Origin of the sequence: Sphaerisporangium album (assembly GCF_003323745.1) — a bacterium.
In the GTDB taxonomy this organism is placed as follows: domain Bacteria; phylum Actinomycetota; class Actinomycetes; order Streptosporangiales; family Streptosporangiaceae; genus Sphaerisporangium; species Sphaerisporangium album.
In genome coordinates, this window is record NZ_QOIL01000002.1 from 69,147 (window position 1) to 89,763 (window position 20,617).

Below are 20,617 nucleotides of genomic sequence, written 5' to 3' on the forward strand. Positions count from 1 at the left end.
CCCGTCAGCGGCCCGTCGGCGTCCATCAAGAGAACGCGTAGCACTCCACTTCGGCGCGGCGGTAGGTCAGGCCGCCGGCCACGGACTGGTCCACGCACCGCTGCTGGCGCGGGCTGAGCGCCAGCGTGCCGCAGACGGTCACGCCCGAGTACGTCCGGCAGTCGAGGTTCGTGGCCGCCTCGCCGATCACGTACCTTCTCACGACCTCCGCCCGGCACTCCTGGCGGCGCCCGGCCGTCTCGGCGTATTCGCACTGACGTTTCAGGATCCGGTACTGCTCCAGGCTGACGGACTGCCTGACCTCGGGAGTCGGCGGCCCACCGCCCGCGGCCACGCGCGACCCGGCGTACCGGGCCGTCACGGTCGGGACGGCGGAGGCGGCGGACGCGATGAACATGGCGAACAGGGCTGTGGTCGCGAAGGCGACACCCTTCGTGATCTTCCTCATGGCGCCCCCCTGTCATGACTTTCGTACCCCCCGCACACATCCCCGAAGAACACCCGAGGTAAAGCGCGGCCCCCTCTCAGGCCAGTACGGGGTGGTTCGCCCGGAAGATCCCGTGCGGGTCGTAGCGCCGCTTGACCTGCCGAAGCCGGGCGAGCGTCTCCTCCGGGAACGCGGCCGAGGCGGGTTCGTCCTGCAGGAGGTACGTGAACGGCTTGCTGCCGCTCGTGTGCCCGGCCAGCGCCCGGCACACGCTCGCCTGCCGTGCCTTGATGGCGCTGACGTCCGCGGGGACCCGGGGGATCCCGAGCATTCCGATCAGGTACGGCTCGGCGAGGTGCCCGCAGGCCCCGGCGTCGGGCACGGGACGGGCCAGCGCGCCTCCCAGATGACGGATCTGCGCCGTCACGAGCGGAGCGACCGGGCCCGGCGCCGCGGCGGCGAGGAACGCCGAGGCCGCCGCGTCGTCGAACCAGTCGAGGAGCTCGCCGTGCAGGATCGCCGGGGTGGGCGCGGTCGGCTCGGCGCAGATCGCGCCCAGCTCGGGGACGGCCATCGTGCCCCGCGTGTCGAAGACCAGGCCGGGAATCCGGTCGAACCGGTGGAGCAGGCGGCGGGCGTCCGCGCCGTCGCCGAGGAACGTCAGATCGACGGTCACCGCGGACAGCCCGCGCAGCGGCTCGGGCAGTTCGGGGAAGGGCGGGAAGTCGATCAGCGTGAACCAGACCGTCAGCTCCTCCGGCGCGACCGTCGTCGTGTCCCGGAACGCGGTGAGGACCTCGGCGGCCCGCGCGGCCGGCCACACCATCCTGCCCCCGTACAGCTCGGGAGCGGGGTGGAGCTCGATCTCCATGGAGGTGACCAGCGCGAAGTCCCCGCCGCCACCCCGCAGCGCCCAGAACAGCTCCGGGTCGGACGTCGCGCTCACCGTCCGGGACGCGCCCTCGGCGTCCACCACGTCGAACGACCGGACGCCGTTGGCCGCCAGGCCGTGCCGCCTGCCGAACCAGCTCAGCCCGCCGCCGAGGGTGTAGCCGACCGCGCTGACGGCGGGGGAGCTGCCGCACAGGCCGGTCAGGCCGTACTTGGCCGCCTCCGCGAGCACCTCGCCCCAGGAGGCGCCCGCCGCCACGCGCGCGGTCCGCTCGTCCGGACGGACCTCCACGCGCCGCATCCGCCCGGTGCGCACCAGGATCTCGCCGTCGAGGCCGTCGGCGGCGCCGTGGCCGTTCGGCTGGACCGCCAGGGCCAGGCCCGCCCCGGCCGCGTACCGGACCAGCGCGGACGCGTCGGCGGCGTCCTCGATCTCGACCACCGCACGCACCCTCTGATCGACGGTCAGCTTCCACGGCGTCCGCGCCGCCTCGAAACCCGCGTCCCCGGGCACGGACACCGGGCCGCGTACGGCCCGCCGCAGGTCCCTGGCCAGCCCGGTCCCCCGGTCTTCGCCGGCTCGCGTGTCGTCCGCACTCATGATCTTCTCCTCCTCGGGATCCCCGCCGTAGGTCTGTCCACGACGGAGCCTCACTGCGTAGGCCCGCGCCGGCGGGTCCTGACCACGGTGCACGAGGCGGTTTGGAGCCGACTGCACACCGACTGGGGGGCGACTTGTCTCCGGGAGCTTGCCCTCCGAGGTGTGGTGGTTGGGGCGCCTTCTCCGAGAGGCGCTTTGCTCTCCGCCCCACAAACCGGAGAGCAAGCCCCAAGCACCACAGTCCGAGGAAGCCCCAATCGCCACGTCTCTTTGGAGCCTGTTCTCCAAGCGTGGTTGCTGGGGCTGGTACGCGGCTTGCGGTGTTTGGGGCGCTGTGGCGGTTGGGGCTTGCTCTCCAAGGGGTGCCGAGTTCGGCTTCCTCTCCCGGAGGGGGTGCTGAATCCGGCGCCGCGTCGGTGAGGAGTGGCGACGGTGAAGCCGGCGCCTCTTGCGGCGAGGCGCCGGGCGAAGTGTTGTGGCCTGGCCTGCTATTCCAGAGTGATGCGCTGCGGTTTCAGATCACCTGACCGCGTGCGCGCTTTTCAGACTTCCGGTGAATGCGCGCCACTCGTCCGCCGCAACCGTAAGGGCGGGGCCGTGGGGGATCTTCGAGTCACGGACGGCGATGATGCCGGGGAGGTTGGTGGCCACCTCGACGCACTGACCTCCGTCCGGCCCTGACCGCGTTGACTTGCGCCAGTGCGCGCCACTTAGATCCATTGTTTCCTCACGTCCTCGATGAGCTGGAGTGACAGATATCGCGCATGAGCCTCGGCGCGTATGGCCTCGTACCTGGCGGTGATTTGCATAAGCGTCGCGCGATCGTCGAGTACCTGACCGCGAGCTGAGGACTCCACGTACACGATATGTGGTGAACCCTGTAGTTCCGCAAGGGTGAATGCGCTGAGCATGCCGGAGGTGGACTCGGCGCTGTACGGCACTACCTGGATCGTCACTTTTGGAGATTGGGACAGCTCCAGTAGGTAGTCGAGCTGCTTTCGCATCGCTTCGCGACCTCCGAGAGGCCGATGCAGGACGCTTTCATCTATGAGGCTGATGACGACGGGTGGCTTTTCCCGAGTGAGTATTGATTTCCGGCGCAATCGGCTGGCGACGTGTTGGTCCCGCTGCTCAGAGGTCAGTCCGGGCTCGCCTTCGATCACTCGTCGTGCATACTCTTCGATCTGGAAGAGGCCCGGGATCAGCAGCGGGTCCCAACTGCGCAGGACCGTCGCGTCCTGTTCGACTTCCATCCAGTCGCGGAAATGCTCGGGGACGGTCTCCCATCTCGCGATCGCGCACAGGCGGGTCATGACGCCGTCCAGCCCGAGCGCCCGGTCGCACAGTTCGGCGAAGCGCTTGGCCGGGGAACGCCGGGCCGTCTCGATCATGCCCACCATGCTGGTCGTGTATCCGATTCTCTCGGCGAGTTCGGACTGTTTGAGCCCCGCTTCGACGCGATATCGGCGCAGCTCGTAGGCGAACAGGGCCCGGGGGGACTCCTCGGGGTTGACCTCGACGGGCTTGGACACTGATCCCCTCCTCGCATTCGGCCGGACGCTCGCACCCAACTGCGGATCTCACGACAACTGTGTCGTCAGTGTCGGACCGTTCCTCTGTCTTCCACGCCCCCGGATGGGCACGCTGTGAAGCCATGTACTCACTATCCGTGAAAACCGAGTGCGAGGAGGCATGTTGACCTCACAACCACCTAACAAAGCGGTGTGTGGTGTCGAGCACCAGGGCGTCGGGACGGCGCGGGTCAAGGAGGGGCTTCTCGGGGCGATCGAGCTCCCCGGCGTACCCCAATCGGTTTCGCGGGCTCGGCGGTTCGTGGCCGAGGTGCTGGGGAGCGGGCATCCCGTGCGGGACGAAGTGGTGCTGCTCGTGTCCGAGCTGGTCACGAACAGTGTCACGCACTCCGACTCGCGTGACGGCGGGCTGGTGACGCTCGCGTTGAGCGAGTGTGAGGGCAGCATCCACGTCGAGGTCCTGGACGCGGGGTCCGAGGGGGAGCCGCAGGTCCGGGAGGACCCTTACGGCGACGGCGGGCGAGGGCTCTTCCTCGTGGACGCCATCTCCGAGCGCTGGGGGATGTACCGGGACGGCGCCGGCCGGGTCGTCTGGTTCGCCGTCCGCTTCAAGGGCTTGGGCCCGGCGTCGTCCCAGGGCCCCGAGCCGACGTCGTCCAAGGGCTCCCGCTCGGGCTCGTTCGAGGGCTCGGAACCGAGGGCGGGGTCGCGCGTGGCGCGTGCGTGAACACGCTCGCCTTCGTCGCGGCTTCTCGTCCGGCGTCCCCGCCTCTCGTCATCGGGCCGCTCTCGTGCTACCGTCACGTTCGCTGATATGAACTCATGAGTTCAAAAATACATCCCAATCGGTTGTGACGGAGAAGGAATCCATGGACGTACGGAGCGATCGGCTCGATGCCGCCTTGCTGCGGCTGGTCGGGGTCATGGTGGTGGGCGGGATGCTGTCCTACCTGGACGCGACCGTCGTCAACGTCGGCATCAAGACGCTGACCGGGGCGTTCGACGCCTCCCTGAGCACCATGGGCTGGGTGGCCACGGGCTACCTGCTCGCCCAGGCGGCGGCGATCCCTCTCGCGGGCTGGGCCGTCGAACGCTACGGCGCCAAGCGCATGTGGCTCGTCGGCCTGACCGTCCTGCTCGTCGGCTCGGCGCTGTGCGCGGTCGCGTGGAACCCGGGCAGCCTCATCGCCTTCCGGGTCGTGCAGGGCTTCGGCGGCGGCATGGTGGACCCGATCATGATGACCGTCGTCGCCCAGGCCGCCGGGCCCGCGCGGATGGGGCGCGTGATGGGCATCATGTCCGTCCCCATCACCCTCGGCCCGGTCGTCGGCCCGGTGCTCGGCGGGCTCATCCTCGGGAGTCTGAGCTGGCAATGGCTGTTCCTCCTCAACGTGCCGATCGCCGCGCTGGCCCTGGCCCTCGCCGTGCGCACGATTCCCGCCGACCCTCCCGTCTTCGGGCGCCCCGCCCCGATCGACGCCCTCGGCGTCGTGCTGCTCTGCCCGGGAAGCGCCGCGCTCGTCTACGGCCTGTCGCAGGCGGGCGAGGCCGGTTTCGGCGCCCCCCGCGTCGTGATCGGCCTGGCGGCGGGCCTCGCGCTGGTCGCGGCGTACGTCGTGCACGCGCTGCGGACCAAGGTCACGCCGCTCATCGACCTGCGGCTGTTCGCCGGCAAGGGCTTCGCCGCGAGCTGCGTCATCATGTTCCTGGTCGGCGGCACGCTGTTCGCCCTGTTGTTCGTGCTGCCGCTGTACTACCAGGAGGTCCGCGTCCACGGCGTCCTGTCCGCCGGCCTGCTCGTCGTGCCGCTCGCGCTTGGCATGCCGTTCCTCGCGCCGTTCATGGGCAGGCTGGCGGACGGCATAGGCTCGAACATCCTGGTGCCCGTGGGCGGCGGGCTGGTGGCGGCGGGCATGTTCGTCTACTTCGTCGCCGGGCCTGGGACGTCGCAGATCCTGCTGACGGGCGCCCAGGTGGTAGCGGGCCTGGGGATGGCCGCCATCGGCCCGCCCACGATGAGCGCGCTGTACCGCACGGTGCCCGCCGCGAAGGTACCCACGGCCACAGGAGCGATCTTCATCGTGAACCTCATCGGCGCGTCGCTGGGCATCGCCGTCACCACGCTGATCATGCAGCACGGCGCGCGGAACGGCAGCCTCGCCGAGGCGGCCGGGCACGCGTTCCTGTGGCCGTTCGTCTGCGGCCTGGTCATTCTCGCCGCGGGGCTGCTGCTGCCGGGCCGCCCGTCCAAGGACGTCCCGCCCGGCCCCACGCCGGTCGGCGAGCCCGTGGACGCCGTGCCCGTCCCCCAAGAGGGCCGGTAACGCCGGGTCCGTGGCCGGTGCAGGCGGATGAACCGGTCAGGCCAGGTAACCGCGCCGGTTGGTAGGCTGGCACGCATGAGCCCGGCGGAGACGACCACCACCCCGCCCGCCGCTGTGCCCCCCGCCGCGTCCGCCCGTGGGCGCATCGACAAGCGCCGGGCGATCCTGGCGGCGGCCACCAAGGTGTTCGCCCGCGAGGGGTACGCGCAGGCGAGCGTCGACATGATCGCCGCCGAGGCGGGGGTCGCCAAGCCCACGATCTACAACCACCTCGGCGGCAAAGAGAACCTGTTCCGCGCGGTGATGGAGGAAGCGGCGCGCGACTCCTCCGAGAAGGTGCAGGCCGCCCTGCGGTCCTTCCCGGCCGACCCCGGCGATCTCCGCGCCGACCTGGTGGCCGTTGCCATGCGCCTCGTCGACTGCATGATCGGCGAGGACGCGTGGGCGCTGCAACGCCTGCTGTACGCCGAGGCGGGCCACTTCCCCGGGCTGTACGAGTCCGTCCTGGTCACCGGGGCGGACCGCACCGCCGACGCGCTGGCGGGCAGGCTCGCCCGGCTCGCCAACGCCGGCCACCTGGAGATCGCCGACCCGGTCCGCGCCGCCGCCCACTTCCAGGCCCTCATCGGCTCCGAGATTCCCTCCCTCACCGCCCTCGGCAGCCGCCCGATCGACGCCTCCACGCTGGAGCGGGCCGTCGCGGCGGGTGTCGACACCTTCCTGCGCGCGTTCAGGCCGTCCCGCTGACCCACGCCCGGGTAACGACCCGGTCAACTTCCTTGTGATGACATGTCCGTACGATGCTCGCGGTACTGACACGTCGGCCACGGGATGGAGCTGCGGGTGAAGATCGCGTATGTCACTTATGACGGTCCGGACGACGACAGGGAGGTCGTGCTCCCGTACTGGCGTGAGGCGGGCATCGACGGCGCGGCGGTGAGCTGGGACGATCCGTCCGCCGACTGGGCGTCGTTCGACGCCGCCGTGGTGCGGTCGACGTGGAACTACGTGGACCGGCGCCAGGAGTTCGTGGACTGGGCCCACCGGGTGGGGAGGCTGACGCGGCTGCTCAACCCCGCGTCCGTGCTGGAGCGGAACACCGACAAGACCTACCTGCGCGACCTTGAAGCGGGCGGCGTCCCGATCGTGCCCACCCACTGGGTCGGCCCGGATGACGACACGGACGTCTCGTCGTGGGCGGGGTGGCGGCCGGGGGAGGAGTACGTCGTCAAGCCGTCCGTCTCGGCGGGGGCGCGCGACACGATCCGCACCGGCGACGCCGCCGAGGCCACGCGTCAGGCCGAGATGATCGTCGCCACGGGCAAGGTCGCGATGGTGCAGCCCTACCTGCGCATGGTCGAGGAGGAAGGCGAGCTGTCGCTGCTGTACTTCGGCGGCCGGTTCAGCCACGCCGTACGCCGCACCGCGATGCTCGCCGACGGCACGGCGGCCCCCCGCGCCAACCACGTCGGAGCGGACCTGCGCGACCCCGCCCCCGACCAGGTGGCGGTCGCCGAGAAGACGCTCGGCGAGATCCCCGAAACCCTGCTGTACGCCCGCGTGGACCTCGTCCGCCTCCCCGACGGCACCCCGGCCCTCATGGAACTGGAACTCACCGAGCCGTACTTCTACCTGGCCTTCGCCCCCGGCAGCCCCGAACGCTTCACCAAGGCCCTGCGCGACCTCCTCTGAACAGCAATGGCCGGCGCCCCGAGTCTCGGGCGCCGGCCATTGGTGTGAGGTGACGTCACATGTCGGTGTTACGGGCAATCCGTACCTGGACGCCGAACTTCTGCGCCGTCTTCATCTTCACGTCGGCCGTGAGCAGGGGAGCGTTGAGGGCCTTGGCCAGCACGACGTAAGCGGCGTCGTACGTGGTGAAGTTGTCACGGAGGTCGAGCAGGTGCCGCAGCGCACCGTTCATCTGGTAGCGCCTGACACGTAGCGAGTTGAATTCGCCCAGGACGCCGTCGATCTGCGACTCGTTCAGCTTCTTGCCAAGGAGGTGACCTCGGATGGCGCTGGTGACCTCGAAGTCCAGAAGCGCGGGCGCGTGGAGTTCCTGCTCCGCGATCAAGTCCATGAGGTCCGTCTTGACCGGATAGTCCACGAGGGCGTCGACCATCGCCGACGAATCGATCACGATCACGACGCGTCCCTGACCCGTCGGATCAGGGCGACCGTCTCTTCGGTGGTCGGGCCTCCCGTGCGGTCACGACGCATCATGCGCTCCACGACGTGGGCGTTGGGAGAGATGCCGACGAGGCGGGAGAGTTCTCCGCGGAGGTACGCGGTGAGGGTGAGGCCGCGGTCGGCGGCTTGGGCCTTGAGGGCGTTCACCAGCTCATCGGGCACGTCGGGTATCTCTACCGTTGCCATACAGCAACTGTATGGCTCCATTGCAAGAGCAGACAAGGGGGATGTCGCCTTCCGTGTCGTCGTGACTACGAACGGTGAAATCCTCTCACGAACGCGGCCCGCGCCGCTGGGGTTTCGGCGGCGCGGGCCGGTTTGGGGCAGGGGTCGGAGGGGGTTACGGCAGGACGACCGCCACGGGGGTCACTCCGGCGGTGCGGAGGGTCGCGGGGAGGTGGGCGGCCCAGGGGTGCTCCTCGGCGGCGAGGCCCTCAGGGTTGTCGACGACGAAGCGGACGGAGCCGGAGGGGCCCGTCTGCTCGGTCCACTTCGCGCCGAGGCCGGTCAGGGCCGCGGCGACCTTGGCGCGGTCGGCCGCGGCCACGGTGACGCGGATCGCCGCCTCGTGGTCGGCCGGCACGACGGCCGCGGCCTTCGGGGCGGCGGCGAGCGTACGGGCGGCCGCGCCCGAGGGCAGGTCGGCGGTGATGGCGTTGACCACCAGCTGCGCGGTGCCGTCGGTGAGGGCGCGGAAGTTGGGGTCGGCGGCGAACAGCACCGCGTGCCCCGCGCCGACGGGCTCGTCCAGGACCGCCGCAGTGCCGCCCAGCTCCTCGGCGCCGACCTCGAAGCCGGAGACGAACCAGTCGGGGGAGGTCGCGGCCGGGTAGGAGGCGACGACCTGCGCCGGGTCGGAGGCCCGCATCAGCGAGTCGTAGGAGTAGAAGGACCACGCCGAGCGGCCGACCCCGGCGGCCAGCGGGCCGGAGGCCACGTTGACGCGGAACAGGGAGCCGGGGACGTCGGAGGTCGGCGCGGTGAAGGTGGCCGTGCTGACCCCGGCGAGTGCCGCGAGCTCGGCGCCGCCCGCCCAGCCGACGTACCGGCCGCCGCCGTTCACCCACGCCTTGAGCGCGTCACGCCCGGCCTGGCCGAGCGCGGTGGACGCCGAGGAGACCGGGCCGTCCGGGACGAGCAGCACCTGCACACCGGACAGCTTGCCGGACGCCACGTCCGCCGGAGTGAGCTTGGTGTACGGCAGCTTCCACTCGCGGTCCAGGCGCTGGCGCAGCCACCCGAGGGACTCGACGGTGGACGTCGAGGTGGCCGACAGTTCGAGCACGCCGACCGCCGGCTTCTTGGCCGGGGCCGGGGGTGAGACCACGGCGGGGATCTGCCTGGCCGGGATGCCGAGCGGGAGCAGCACGCTGCCGGAGGACCCGCCGGACACGTTGGCGAGCAGCGGCAGGCTCCACGCGGTCACGTCGTAGAAGTAGGGGAACGGCGTGTAGCTGTCCTCGCCGAGCATCGCCTGGATCCAGTGCTTCTGCCCCTGCGCCATGGGGATCCAGTACGTGCCCTTGGGCAGCGTGGCGCGGCCCGGGGCCCGCCCGTACTCCTTGTAGTCCGGGACGGTGATCGACTTGGCCAGCGTGAACACCTGGACGTCCATGCGCTGGAGGCGCCGCACGATCGACTCGACCGCGGCCTTCTTGGCCGGGTCGTCGGCGCGCAGGAAGTAGTGGCGGACGGGGCGGTCGGGCACCTGGGTGATGACCTCGTGGCCGGGGTTGTACACCTGGTTGGGCTCCAGCTTGCCGGCGAGGCCCTGCTTGAGCGCCTCGACGTACATGCCGTGCCAGGTGGTGAGGATGCTCTCCTTGTGGGAGGCGGCGGCCGACAGCGACACCCACTGGGTCAGGTACTGCTCGAAGGCGCGGACGGCGATGGGGGAGCTGCCGCCCTTCTCGAAGGTCATCCCGGCCGCGTTGAACCCGGCGGTCGGCACCGTGTCGCCGTACCCCATGTAGAACATGTCGTACACGTCGCGGTTGGTGAACGGGATGCCGCGCTTGGTGAACTCGTCGATCATCGACTGGCCGTACAGGTTGCTGATCCAGTCGTAGGCCGGCTCGGCGATGTCGTGGTGGATCGGGTCGGCGTTCGGCGGGAAGAAGTACTTGGTCCCGCCCTGCTCGTGCGCGTCGATGTAGAGCTGCGGCGGGTACTTGCGCAGGAGCTCCAGCTTGCCGTCGGTCTCCGGCTGGGTCCGCGCGAACCAGTCGCGGTTCATGTCGAAGCCGTACGCGTTGCGCCGGGTGTCCGCCTCGCGTCCGTCCGGGTTCTGGGTCGGCACGACGACCACGATCGCGTTGTCGAGGATCTTGCGCGCGGCGCAGTCGTCGCGGTCGGACAGGTCGTAGAGCGTCTTGAGGGCCGCGTCGGTGCCGCTCTCCTCGCCGCCGTGCACGTTGCCGGTGACCCACAGGATCGCCGGGGTGTGCTTGGCGAGCCGCGTGGCGAGGACGGAGGGCGTCAGCGGGTTGCGCAGTGCCTTGATCGCCAGCTCGGTCGTGGCGAGCCCGGCCTTGGTGACGTTGGCGGGGTCGCCGACGATGGCGTACCGCACGGGGCGGCCCTGGGCGGTGGTCGCCAGGGTGCCCGTGACGACGCGGTCGGTGGCCTTGTCGATGGTGTCCAGCAGGCTGTCGGACTGGGCCGAGGTGACCTCCTGCTGGCCGAGGTCGAAGCCGAGCACGGTCTTGGGGGCGGGCACCTTGTTGCGATATACGGGCGTGGTCCCGGTCGGGTCGCACGTGCCGGACGGTGGGGTGTGGGTGGGAGTCGCCTGGGCGGCCCCTGCGGGGAGAACGATCGCGGCCGCCGCGAGGGCGGACACGACCACCGTGAAACGGTTGATCATGCCGCAACCGTTTCATGACGATTTGTCCGTGACAAGAGAGGATTTTTAGGTCTACGTTACATTTGTGGTCTATGTCCGTGATCTAGCCGTTTCAGGCTGATCGCGGCCTTAGGGGTGCTCTCTGGTGGCTCAGGAAGCGGTGATCCCGCCGTCGACGGGGATGATCGCGCCGGTGAGGTACGCCCCCGCGCGCGACGCCAGGTAGATCGCCGCCCCGGCCATGTCGTCCGGCCGTCCGATGCGGCCCAGGGGGACCTGCGACTCCACCACGGCTCGCGTGCCCGGGTCGTCCAGCGCGTAGGCCATCATCTTGGACTCGAACGGGCCGGGCGCGATGGCGTTGACCGTGATGAACTCCGGCGCGAGCTTGATCGCCAGGTGACGGGTGAGCATGTGGAGGCCCGCCTTGGCGGCCGAGTACGCGTAGTTCTCGACGACCGGCACCCGCAGCCCGTCGACCGACCCGATGTTGACCACCCGCGCCGGGTCCTCCGCCGACGCGGACGCGCGCAGGAGCGGCAGGAACCGCGTGGTGAGGAAGAAGACGCCCTTGACGTTGATGCCCCAGAGCTTGTCGAAGGCGTGCTCCGGGTACTCCTCCAGCGGCGCGCCCCAGGTGGCCCCCGCGTTGTTCACCAGCACGTCCAGCCGGTCCTCGCGCCCGGCGACGGTCCCGACCAGGGTCTCGACGCCCTCGGGCGTCGACAGGTCGGCCGGCACGGCGACGCAGCCGAGCTCGGCTGCGGTCTTCTCGACCTCGGCCGCCTTGCGGGAGGAGATGTAGACGGACGCGCCCGCGGCCACGAACCCCGCGGCGATCATCTTCCCGATCCCCCGGGAGCCGCCGGTGACGACGACCGTCTTGCCTTCCACCGAGAACAGCGTCATGTAACCCGACTATGCCTCATGGCCGGTTTCGCGTCATCCGTCGAGCCGGTTGTAGGAGCCACGGAAGAAGACGAGGGGCCCCCGGTCGGCGTGCGCGCCGAGGTCGTGGACGCGGGCGACGACGATGATGTGGTCCCCGGCGACGTGCTCGGCCTCGACCGAGCAGTCGATCCACGCCAGGGTCTCGTCGATGAGGGGGTGCCCGCCGGGGGAGAAGGTCCAGGCGAGGCCGGCGAACTTGTCCGGCCCCCTGGCCGCGAGCTGCCTGCTGACGTCCTCGTGGTGGTCGGCCAGGACGTTCACGCACATGCGGCCGGCCGACCGCAGCCTCGGCCAGGTGGTGCTGGTGTGGGCGACGCAGAACGCGACCAGCGGCGGGTCGAGGGACACCGAGGTGAAGGAGTTGGCGGCGAGGCCGCAGGGCTCGCCGGTCGCGGGGTCGATGGCCGTGATCGCGACGACGCCGGTGGCGAAGCGGCCGAGCACGTTCCTGAAGTGGCGCGGGTCGACCGCCGCCGTGTCGCCCGCGTGCCTGTCGCCGGAAACGGGAGTCAGAAGGGAGGGCGGGTCCTCGCGTACGGTGCCGGGATGCCCGTGGGCGGTGACTGCCCCGCGCGGCGTGGCCAGCCGTGCCGCTGGGGTGCTCATCGTCGTACTCGCCTCCTTGGTCTCCGCGACCAGCATGCAACCTCAACGGTGGTTCAGGTCAAGGGCGGGATGACGGAGTGGAGCCCGCCGGGCCCGCGGGACGCGCCGGGGCCGCCGAGCCGAATCGACCAAGCACTTGCTTGCCTGGTCGACGTCGGAGGTGGTGTGATCAGCGCCGTTGGGGACGGGGTGGCGTCCGAAACGGACCCTAGGGGGGGTAGGGGTCGCGCCGGTACGACAGGGGGGCGGTGTCGGATATACCGCATTCTCCGAGAACTCCTCACGCGGACGTCCGCAACCCCCTACGGCCCGGTCCCGTCACCGGGCCGTCACGCCGATGGCACGCGGACGCGGCCAGGCGAAGGCGGCGCGGCGTGCGTCAGTCAGAAATGCCGAAATCGCATACCTGAGGGACCGATTTCCCCCGCCGACGGGTTGACGGTCACCGTAGTCCCGGACGACCGTGATGAGAGCGGCGGACACGTCCAGCCGGAGACGCGGGGCCCGGACGCCCGGACTCCCGGAGAAACGAAAACGTGTCCTGGCGGGCGTGGGGGACCCGCCAGGACACGTTCGCCCCGGCGCGACGTCCAGGACCCCGGCGAGGGTTGGGGTCCTGGCCGCCGTTCATCGCACGGAGTCTGTGGGAGGCTCCTCGCCGTGTTCGCGCGGCCCTGAGGCCTGGGCGCGTTCGTCGGCGGGCCTTCGCAGATGGCGCTTGACGAGCTGGGCCGCGCCGACCGGATCGGCCGCCGGATGCGTGACGGTGAGACCGTCCTCGCTCCAGACGAACGAGCCCTTCCTGCACCAGACGGTCAGCTCGGTCGTGACCGAGAGCACCGACATCCCGTTGCCGCTGCTCTGGTACGTGTGCGTGAACCCCTCGCGATGCAGCGCGTAGCGCAGTAGACGCGTCGCCTCGCGCGGATCATGCCAGGGCAGATATGGCGTGCCCGCTCGGACTGCCAGCACAGGCCCCTCACCCCCTCGCCGGCCCTTTGATGGATTTGTACCAACGTTTGGATAATGCGGGGTGGAGACGCTTGGGTCAAGGGGTTGTTTGCTGTCAGATCGAGATCGTCTAGATTCGTAGGTACAAAAGGACGGAACCGTAGGTGAGATTTGGCACGGTCGACGCTGTATCAGCAGGTGGCCGGCGAGCTGCGCAGGGCCATCTATTCCGGTGAGCTCGGGCCGGGCGCCCAGCTGCCGACGGAGATGGACCTCATGGACAGCCATGAGGTCAGCCGCAACACGGTACGCCTCGCGCTGGCCGAACTCGAGAACGAGGGTCTCATCACGCGGATGCGCCGCCGCGGCAGCTTCGTCCGCGACCGCCGCGCGCTGCTGATGCGCCCGCAGGACGAGCTCGGCGCCTCGCCCGGTGTGCTGCGCCGGGAGGCGTTCGCCGAGGCCGTCACCAAGGAGGGCCGCAAGCCGGGGCAGGAGATCCAGGTCTCCATCGTGCGGCCGCCCGAGGAGATCGCCGCCCGTCTCGAACTGGAGGAGCACGCCTTCGCGGTGGTGCGCCGCCGCCTGCGGTACGTCGACGACCAGCCGTACAACACCAACGATTCGTACTTCCCGCACGCGCTCGTCCGGGACTCGGAGATCGCGCGGCCCGCGGACATCACCCGCGGCGCCAACCGCGTCCTGGAGGAGCTGGGCCACCGGCAGGTCCGCGTTGTGGACGACATTTCCGCACGTATGCCGACTCCCGAGGAATCATCGCGCCTGCAGCTCGAACCGGGTACCCCCGTCGTCGTCTACGTCCGAGTCGGATACGACCGTGAGGACACCCCGGTCCGGGTCGCCGTGTCGGTCCTGCCCGCCGACAAGCATCTGATCAGGTACGAGCTCGAACTGAGCTGACCTCGCGCGCGCCGCTCTCCACGCGGTGACGCGGCCGCGCGGGCCCGCCGTGGGGGCGGGCAGGGGCCGCATTCCGGCTGACGCGCCGGCCGTGCGCGCCGGGCCCGTCGGGCACGGCTCGCCCGCCCGGTTCGCCCGCTTTGCGGCGAACGCCGTTCGCACCGGCCTTCACTGAGAAAGCCGCACGCCCCCGATCGGACACCCTCTGTGCCCGAGGCGTCACCCACGGCGACGAAAGGATCGACCATGTTCTCCGACACCCTCCAGCGTGCCGAGTCCCTCAGCTCCCTCACCCTCCGTACGGCCACCCTCGACGATCTTCCCGGCGTCCTCGCGCTCCTGGCGGAGACGGCGGGCTGGCTGAACGGCCGCGGCATCCGGCAGTGGCCGGCCGGCGGGTTCCCCGCCGCGCGGATCGAGCCGCTGATCACCGCGGGCACCCTGTACGTGCTGGACGGCGAGGACGGCGAGGACGGCACCGGCGGGCCGGCGGCCACCATGGCCCTGGACGACCACGCCGACCCCGAGTTCTGGCGGCGCTCGGACCACCCGGAGACGGGCCTGTACGTCCACAAGCTCGCGGTGCGGCGGGCGTTCTCGGGCCGGGGCCTCGGAGAGACGCTGCTCGACTGGGCGGCGCTGCGCGTGGCCGCCAGCGGCAGGCGGTGGCTGCGGCTGGACTGCTCCAAGGACAACCCCGACCTGCAGGGCTACTACAGCAAGCTCGGTTTCCGCCACGTCCGGACGGTCGACCTGCCCCACCGGGCCTCCGGCGCCCTGTTCCAGCGGGCCGCCGACCCGACCGCGCACGCCGCCCCGCGCGCACGCCGGCGGGTTCCCTCGCACGTGCGCGCCCGATGAGATCCGGTCATGCCAAACGCCCTCGCCGACCTGGGAAAGATCCTTTATGACCGTCCAATCCCGGACAGGTGAGGGCCTGTGGGTGGTAGCGGTCCAACTCCGGACATGAGGGTCCGATAGCCTCTGGCCCATGACCGGATCGCTGCTTGAGGTGATCGCGCTGGACGTGCGCGACGCCGTGGCCGCAGAGGAGGGCGGCGCGGACCGCTTGGAGATCGTGGCCGACATCTCGGTGGGCGGGCTCACCCCCGCGGCCGAGACCGTCGCGGCGATCGCCAAGGAGTCCGCGCTGCCCCAGATGGTGATGCTCCGCTGCAACGCGGGCTTCACCGTCGGTCCAGAGGAGCTGGAAGGTCTGGAACGCGACGTGCGCGCCCTCGCGGAGGCGGGCGCGGCCGGGTTCGTCTTCGGCTTCCTCGACCAGGAGGGCGCGGTCGACCTCGCCGCCACCGAGGCCCTCATCCAGGCGGTCACTCCGCTGCCCTGGACGTTCCACCGCGCGGTGGACAACGCCGCCGACGTGCAGGCGAGCTGGCGTGCCGTGCGGCTCCTGCCGAACCTCGCCACCGTGCTGACCTCCGGCGCGCCCTCGGGCATCGCCGCCGGGCTGCCCGTGCTGCGCTCGCGGGCCGAGGCGGGCGACGCCCCGATCATCCTGGCCGGGGGCGGGCTCGAACCCCACCTGGTGCCCCCGCTGCTGGACTACGGCGTCCGGGCCTTCCACGTGGGCGGCGCCGTGCGCGAGTCCTGGTCCCATCCCGTCGACGCCGAGCGGGTACGGCGCTGGCGGCACCTGGTGGACACGGTCTGACGTGCGATTCACCCTCGGCGACCAGCCGCGCGTGGTCCCCGGGTTCACCGCGGCCCTCGCCGAGCAGGAGGAGCGCCACCCCGGCCCGCCGTCCGCCTGGCAGCCCGTGCACACCGTGTACGTGCCCGCCGACCGCTTCGGCCGCGGCACCGTCCGCGCCTGGGGAGAGACGGCCCTGGAGCTGCTGGAGGCACACCTCCCCGGCGACGCCGCGCTCACGGACGTCTTCGGCGTGCCGCCCGGCGACCTCGCCGCCGACGTGCGCCGCCGCGTGGCGCGCAAGCTGGCGGCCGAGCCCGTCGAGGACCTGCGCGTCGACTTCGAGGACGGGTACGGCGTCCGTCCCGGCGAGGAGGACGCCCACGCGGACGCCGCCGCGGAGGCCGTGGCCGCCATGAGCGCCGAGGGGACGCTGCCGCGCCGCTGGGGCCTGCGGATCAAGTCCTTCGCGGACGGCGACCCCGCGCGCGCTGTGCGGACCCTGGACGGCTTCCTGACGGGCGTGACGGACCGGGCCGGGCACCTGCCGCCCGGTTTCACGGTCACCTTCCCCAAAGTCCTTATGGAGGCGTATCTGGGGCAGTTTGTCGCGGTCCTTGCCGTCCTGGAGGGCGGCCTGGGGCTCGCGGCGGGAACGCTGCGGTTCGAGATGCAGGTCGAGGCGCCGCAGACCGTCCAGTTCCTGGCCCGCTCGCCCGGCCTTGTCCCCGCGCTGGGCGGTCGCCTCGCGGCGGCGCACTTCGGGGTGTTCGACTACACCGCCGCCTGCGGCCTCCCGCCCGGGGAGCAGCGCCTGGACCACCCGGTGTGCGACCACGCCCGCGAGGTCATGCGGGTCGCGCTCGCGGGCACCGGGGTGGAGTTGTCGGACGGCTCGCTCGCCGCCTCGCCCGCCTCCGGTGACACGCGCGACGTCCACGCCCTGTGGCGCGCGCACGCCGCGATGGTGCGCCACTCGCTGCGCCATGGCTTCTACCAGGGCTGGGACATGCACCCCTCCCACCTGGTCAGCCGGTACGCGACCGTGTACGCCTTCCACCTGGCCCACCGCGACGCCTACGCGGGCCGTGTGCGCGCGTGGGAGGCGCGGCGGGACGCGGACGGCGGCGTGATGGACGAGCCCGCGACGATCAAGACGCTGGCCGCTGCGCTGCGCCGCGCCCGCCTCGCCCTGGGCGACGACTGAGCGCGGCGCGGGGCGCTCAGCCGATGGGCACGGCCGGGGGAGTGCGCCCGCAGGCCGCGAACATGGCGGGCCGTCCGACCAGCTTGACGTGCTCGCCGCGCCCCAGCGCCGCGGCCAGCGCCGCCTCGGCGCCCTCGATCGCCAGCCAGTCGTCGTAGGTGATCGGCGAGACCCCGCGCGCCGCCAGCACATCGTCCAGCCGGACCGCCGGGCCCGAGCGGTCGGGGCGCGCGGCCAGGTCGGCCAGCAGCGTGCGGACGGTCTCGGCGGCGTCGGACTTGTTGGTGCCGATGACCCCCGTGGGCCCGCGCTTGAGCCACCCGGCGACGTACTGCCCCTCGCCGACCCGTCCGGCGACGTTCGGCACGGTCATGGTCGCCGTGTCGAACGGCACGCCCGGCAGCGGGACGCTCTGGTAGCCCACCGAGCGCAGCACCATGCCCACCGGGATCGTCTCGTACTCGCCGGTGCCGGTGACCCGTCCGTCCACCAGGCGGGTGCGCTCCAGCCGCAGCGCCTCCACCCGGGAGGCGCCGAGGATCTCGACCGGGCGCAGCCAGAACCGCACCTCCAGGCGGCGGGGACGCCCCTCGGCCGCGCGCGCCGACCAGGAGCGCAGCACCTCGACGTTGCCCCGGATCTGCCGCGGCAGCCCGTCGAGCCCGCCCGCGCCGGCCTCCTCGGGGCGGACCAGCACGTCGCAGTTGGCGAGCTCGCCCAGCTCGCGCAACTCCTTGAGCGTGAACTTGGCGTGCTCGGGGCCGCGCCTGCCGATCATGTGGATGCCCGTCACCTGGCTCTTGGCCAGCCGGTCGAGCACCTCCTGGGGCACGTCGGTCGGGCGCAGCTCGTCGGCGGCCTTGGCCAGGACGCGCACGACGTCCACGGCGACGTTGCCGACGCCGATCACCGCCACCTCGGGGTTGCCGAGCGAGTCCAGGGAGAAGGCGTCCGGCGGCACGTCGGGGTGGCCGCAGTACCAGTTCACGAAGTCGGTCGCGGCCACGCTGCCCGGCAGGTCCTCGCCGGGGATGCCCAGGTGCCGGTCCACCATGGCGCCGGTGCAGTAGACCACCGCGTCGTAGCTCGCGGTCAGCTCCTCGACGGTGACGTCCGACCCGAGCTCCACCCCGCCGAGGAACCGCACTGCATCCAGCTCCAGCACCCGCCGCAGGTAGCCGGCGATCGACTTGATCGAGGTGTGGTCGGGGGCGACGCCGTACCTCACCAGGCCGTACGGGGTCGGGAGGCGGTCCAGCACGTCGATCTCCACGGGCTCGCCCGCCTGCTTCGTCAGCGCCTCGGCCGTGTAGATGCCGGCCGGGCCCGATCCAACGATCGCCACGCGCAGGGACATGTGGCCTCCTAAGCGGGGCATCTCACCCCACATCGTCTTGGAGCGATTCTCGCGGAACACGATCGTCCCGGCCAGACTCGCGTGCCGGAGGTCGTCGAGACAACTGAGATAACGCGGTCCGGTCACCCCCGAGGCACGGAGCGTCCGGGGGAGGGAGCCGCGTGCTCACATGCCCAGCCTATGGACGGCAGGGGGCGCATGGAGGCGTGGCGCGCCGGAATGTGTGGTCGTGGGCAGGGGCGCGCGTGGGGTCGTTATCGGGGCGAGGAGGGGCGCCGGACTCGATAGCCTGTATACCTGTCAAACCCGCGACCGAGGAGTAGCCGTGCTGCTGCGTATGTCCACCCTGTTCCTGCGCACCCTGCGTGAGGATCCGGCGGACGCGGAGGTGCCGAGCCACAAACTGCTCGTCCGCGCCGGCTACGTCCGCCGCGTCGCCCCGGGCATCTACTCCTGGCTGCCCCTCGGCAAGATCGTCCTGGAGAACGTCGCGCGCGTGGTGCGCGAGGAGATGGACGCGATGGGCGGCCAGGAGGTGCTGTTCCCCGCGCTGCTGCCCCGCGAGTACTACGAGGCCACCGGCCGCTGGACCGAGTACGGCGACACGCTGTTCCGGCTGAAGGACCGCAAGGGCGGCGACTACCTCCTCGGCCCCACCCACGAGGAGCTGTTCACCGACATGGTCAAGGGGGAGTACTCCTCCTATAAGGACTATCCGGTCATCCTTTATCAAATCCAGACAAAGTACCGTGACGAGGCGCGCCCCCGGGCCGGCATCCTGCGCGGCCGCGAGTTCCTCATGAAGGACTCCTACTCCTTCGACCTCGATGACGACGGGCTCAAGCGCTCCTACGAGCTCCATCGCGAGGCGTACATCAAGCTGTTCGACCGGCTCGGCATCGACTACAAGATCGTCTTCGCGGTGTCCGGCGCCATGGGCGGCTCGGCGTCCGAGGAGTTCCTCGCCCCCTGCGAGACCGGCGAGGACACGTTCGTCGCCTGCCACAACTGCGGGTACGCCGCCAACGCCGAGGCCGTCGTCACCCCCGCGCCCCCGGCCGTCACCGCCGGGCACCCCGCTCTGGAGGTGCTCGACACGCCGGACACCCCGACCATCGAGTCGCTGGTCTCCCTGGTCAACGAGCGGTACGGCCTCGGCATCACCGCCGCCGACACGCTCAAGAACATCGTGGTCAAGGTGCGCACCCCCGGCTCCGACCAGACCGAGACGCTGATCGTCGGCCTGCCCGGCGACCGCGAGGTCGACTTCAAGCGCCTGGAGGCCTCCCTCTCCCCGGGCATTCCCGAGATCTTCGAGGCCGCCGACTTCGAGCGCCACCCCGGCCTGGTGCGCGGCTACATCGGCCCGCAGGTCCTCAAGGAGCTGGGCATCCGCTACCTGGTCGACCCGCGCGTCGTCGCGGGCTCCGCCTGGGTCACCGGCGCCAACGAGGCCGGCAGGCACGCGGCGCACGTCGTGGCCGGGCGCGACTTCGAGGCCGACGGCACGATCGAGGCGGCCGAGGTCCGCGCGGGCGACGACTGCCCCCGCTGCGGCCACCGGCTCTCCATCGACCGGGGCATCGAGATCGGCCACATCTTCCAGCTCGGCCGCAAGTACGCCGACGCCGCCTCCCTCGACGCGCTCGGCCCCGACGGCAAGCCGATCCGCGTCACCATGGGCTCCTACGGCGTGGGCGTCTCGCGGGCGGTGGCCGTCCTCGCCGAGCAGAAGCACGACGAGCTCGGCCTGGTCTGGCCGCGCGAGGTCGCGCCCGCCGACGTCCACATCGTCGGCACCGGCAAGGAGAACCAGGTCGAGGTCGCGGTGCGGCTGGCCGAGGAGCTCCAGGCCAAGGGCCTTCGCGTGCTGGTGGACGACCGCGCCGGGGTCTCGCCCGGGGTGAAGTTCAAGGACGCCGAGCTGCTGGGCGTCCCGACGATCCTGATCATCGGCCGCGGCCTCGCGCAGGGGGTCGCCGAGCTGCGCGACCGCGCGAGCGGGGTCAAGGAGGAGATCCCTCTCTCCGAGGCCGCCGCCCGGGTGCTGGCCGCGGCGGTACCGGAGGCCTGAGCCTGTCGCGTTGGCGAGGAGCTCGCCGCCCGCGGCCCGGGCGGCGAGCCCCTTTCACAGCGCACCGTGCCGGGTCGGCGGTACGG

Annotated in this window: 20 protein-coding genes; 9 read left to right on the forward strand and 11 right to left on the reverse strand. The window is 71.3% G+C overall.

Annotated elements, in window-relative coordinates; genetic code table 11:
- Positions 1-25 precede the first annotated feature (25 nt).
- The 4 genes from DQ384_RS02955 to DQ384_RS02970 form a co-directional block, all read right to left on the reverse strand.
- Positions 26-448, reverse strand: coding sequence for a hypothetical protein (locus DQ384_RS02955; RefSeq protein ID WP_114027118.1), 423 nt, complete (start codon positions 446-448; stop codon positions 26-28).
- Positions 449-524: 76 nt separating this feature from the next.
- Positions 525-1,919: an FAD-binding oxidoreductase gene (locus DQ384_RS02960; protein WP_114027119.1), complete on the reverse strand. Its 1,395-nt coding sequence runs from the start codon at positions 1,917-1,919 to the stop codon at positions 525-527.
- 519 nt (positions 1,920-2,438) lie between these two features.
- Positions 2,439-2,639: a DUF397 domain-containing protein gene (locus DQ384_RS02965; RefSeq protein ID WP_114027120.1), complete on the reverse strand. Its 201-nt coding sequence runs from the start codon at positions 2,637-2,639 to the stop codon at positions 2,439-2,441.
- A complete protein-coding gene (locus DQ384_RS02970) occupies positions 2,630-3,451 on the reverse strand; it encodes a helix-turn-helix domain-containing protein (RefSeq protein WP_181870993.1) in 822 nt (273 codons plus the stop codon). The genes DQ384_RS02965 and DQ384_RS02970 overlap by 10 nt, the downstream gene beginning before the upstream one ends.
- A 160-nt stretch (positions 3,452-3,611) precedes the next feature.
- Between DQ384_RS02970 and DQ384_RS02975 the strand changes: the two genes are divergently transcribed.
- The 4 genes from DQ384_RS02975 (at position 3,612) to DQ384_RS02990 (ending at position 7,467) form a co-directional block, all read left to right on the forward strand.
- Complete coding sequence (locus DQ384_RS02975) at positions 3,612-4,178, forward strand: ATP-binding protein (protein WP_114027122.1); 567 nt, start codon at positions 3,612-3,614, stop codon at positions 4,176-4,178.
- Positions 4,179-4,320: 142 nt separating this feature from the next.
- On the forward strand, positions 4,321-5,775 hold the full coding sequence (locus DQ384_RS02980) for a DHA2 family efflux MFS transporter permease subunit (protein WP_114027474.1): 1,455 nt from the start codon (positions 4,321-4,323) through the stop codon (positions 5,773-5,775).
- A gap of 75 nt (positions 5,776-5,850) precedes the next feature.
- Positions 5,851-6,522 (forward strand): TetR/AcrR family transcriptional regulator, encoded by a 672-nt coding sequence (locus DQ384_RS02985; protein ID WP_114027123.1) that lies wholly within the window; start codon positions 5,851-5,853, stop codon positions 6,520-6,522.
- A gap of 96 nt (positions 6,523-6,618) precedes the next feature.
- Complete coding sequence (locus DQ384_RS02990) at positions 6,619-7,467, forward strand: ATP-grasp domain-containing protein (protein WP_245966220.1); 849 nt, start codon at positions 6,619-6,621, stop codon at positions 7,465-7,467.
- Positions 7,468-7,522: 55 nt separating this feature from the next.
- Here the strand turns inward: DQ384_RS02990 and DQ384_RS02995 are convergent, their stop codons facing one another.
- From DQ384_RS02995 to DQ384_RS03020, 6 genes are all read right to left on the reverse strand, one after another.
- A complete protein-coding gene (locus DQ384_RS02995; protein ID WP_114027124.1) occupies positions 7,523-7,924 on the reverse strand; it encodes a type II toxin-antitoxin system VapC family toxin in 402 nt (133 codons plus the stop codon).
- Positions 7,921-8,154, reverse strand: coding sequence for an antitoxin (locus tag DQ384_RS03000; protein ID WP_147268610.1), 234 nt, complete (start codon positions 8,152-8,154; stop codon positions 7,921-7,923). Before DQ384_RS03000 ends, DQ384_RS02995 begins: the two co-directional genes overlap by 4 nt.
- 154 nt (positions 8,155-8,308) lie before the next feature.
- Positions 8,309-10,834, reverse strand: a complete 2,526-nt coding sequence (locus tag DQ384_RS03005; protein WP_114027126.1) for a M14 family zinc carboxypeptidase — start codon at positions 10,832-10,834, stop codon at positions 8,309-8,311.
- A gap of 129 nt (positions 10,835-10,963) precedes the next feature.
- On the reverse strand, positions 10,964-11,722 hold the full coding sequence (locus tag DQ384_RS03010) for an SDR family oxidoreductase (protein ID WP_114027127.1): 759 nt from the start codon (positions 11,720-11,722) through the stop codon (positions 10,964-10,966).
- Between the two features lie 33 nt (positions 11,723-11,755).
- Positions 11,756-12,370, reverse strand: coding sequence for a flavin reductase family protein (locus DQ384_RS03015; RefSeq protein WP_114027476.1), 615 nt, complete (start codon positions 12,368-12,370; stop codon positions 11,756-11,758).
- Between the two features lie 627 nt (positions 12,371-12,997).
- The gene (locus tag DQ384_RS03020; RefSeq protein WP_114027128.1) at positions 12,998-13,342 is read right to left on the reverse strand and encodes a hypothetical protein; all 345 of its coding nucleotides are present in this window, start codon (positions 13,340-13,342) and stop codon (positions 12,998-13,000) included.
- Positions 13,343-13,492: 150 nt separating this feature from the next.
- Between DQ384_RS03020 and DQ384_RS03025 the strand changes: the two genes are divergently transcribed.
- The 4 genes from DQ384_RS03025 (at position 13,493) to DQ384_RS03040 (ending at position 17,100) form a co-directional block, all read left to right on the forward strand.
- Positions 13,493-14,242, forward strand: a complete 750-nt coding sequence (locus tag DQ384_RS03025) for a GntR family transcriptional regulator (RefSeq protein WP_114027129.1) — start codon at positions 13,493-13,495, stop codon at positions 14,240-14,242.
- Between the two features lie 246 nt (positions 14,243-14,488).
- A complete protein-coding gene (locus DQ384_RS03030) occupies positions 14,489-15,103 on the forward strand; it encodes a GNAT family N-acetyltransferase (protein WP_114027130.1) in 615 nt (204 codons plus the stop codon).
- A gap of 130 nt (positions 15,104-15,233) precedes the next feature.
- The gene (locus DQ384_RS03035; protein ID WP_114027131.1) at positions 15,234-15,914 is read left to right on the forward strand and encodes a copper homeostasis protein CutC; all 681 of its coding nucleotides are present in this window, start codon (positions 15,234-15,236) and stop codon (positions 15,912-15,914) included.
- Between the two features lies 1 nt (position 15,915).
- Positions 15,916-17,100, forward strand: a complete 1,185-nt coding sequence (locus DQ384_RS03040) for a DUF6986 family protein (RefSeq protein ID WP_114027132.1) — start codon at positions 15,916-15,918, stop codon at positions 17,098-17,100.
- A gap of 16 nt (positions 17,101-17,116) precedes the next feature.
- On the opposite strand, the gene DQ384_RS03045 is transcribed toward DQ384_RS03040, so the two are convergent.
- A complete protein-coding gene (locus DQ384_RS03045) occupies positions 17,117-18,457 on the reverse strand; it encodes an FAD-dependent oxidoreductase (RefSeq protein WP_114027133.1) in 1,341 nt (446 codons plus the stop codon).
- A 325-nt stretch (positions 18,458-18,782) separates the two neighbouring features.
- Between DQ384_RS03045 and DQ384_RS03050 the strand changes: the two genes are divergently transcribed.
- Complete coding sequence (locus DQ384_RS03050; RefSeq protein ID WP_114027134.1) at positions 18,783-20,531, forward strand: proline--tRNA ligase; 1,749 nt, start codon at positions 18,783-18,785, stop codon at positions 20,529-20,531.
- Positions 20,532-20,617: the final 86 nt, after the last annotated feature.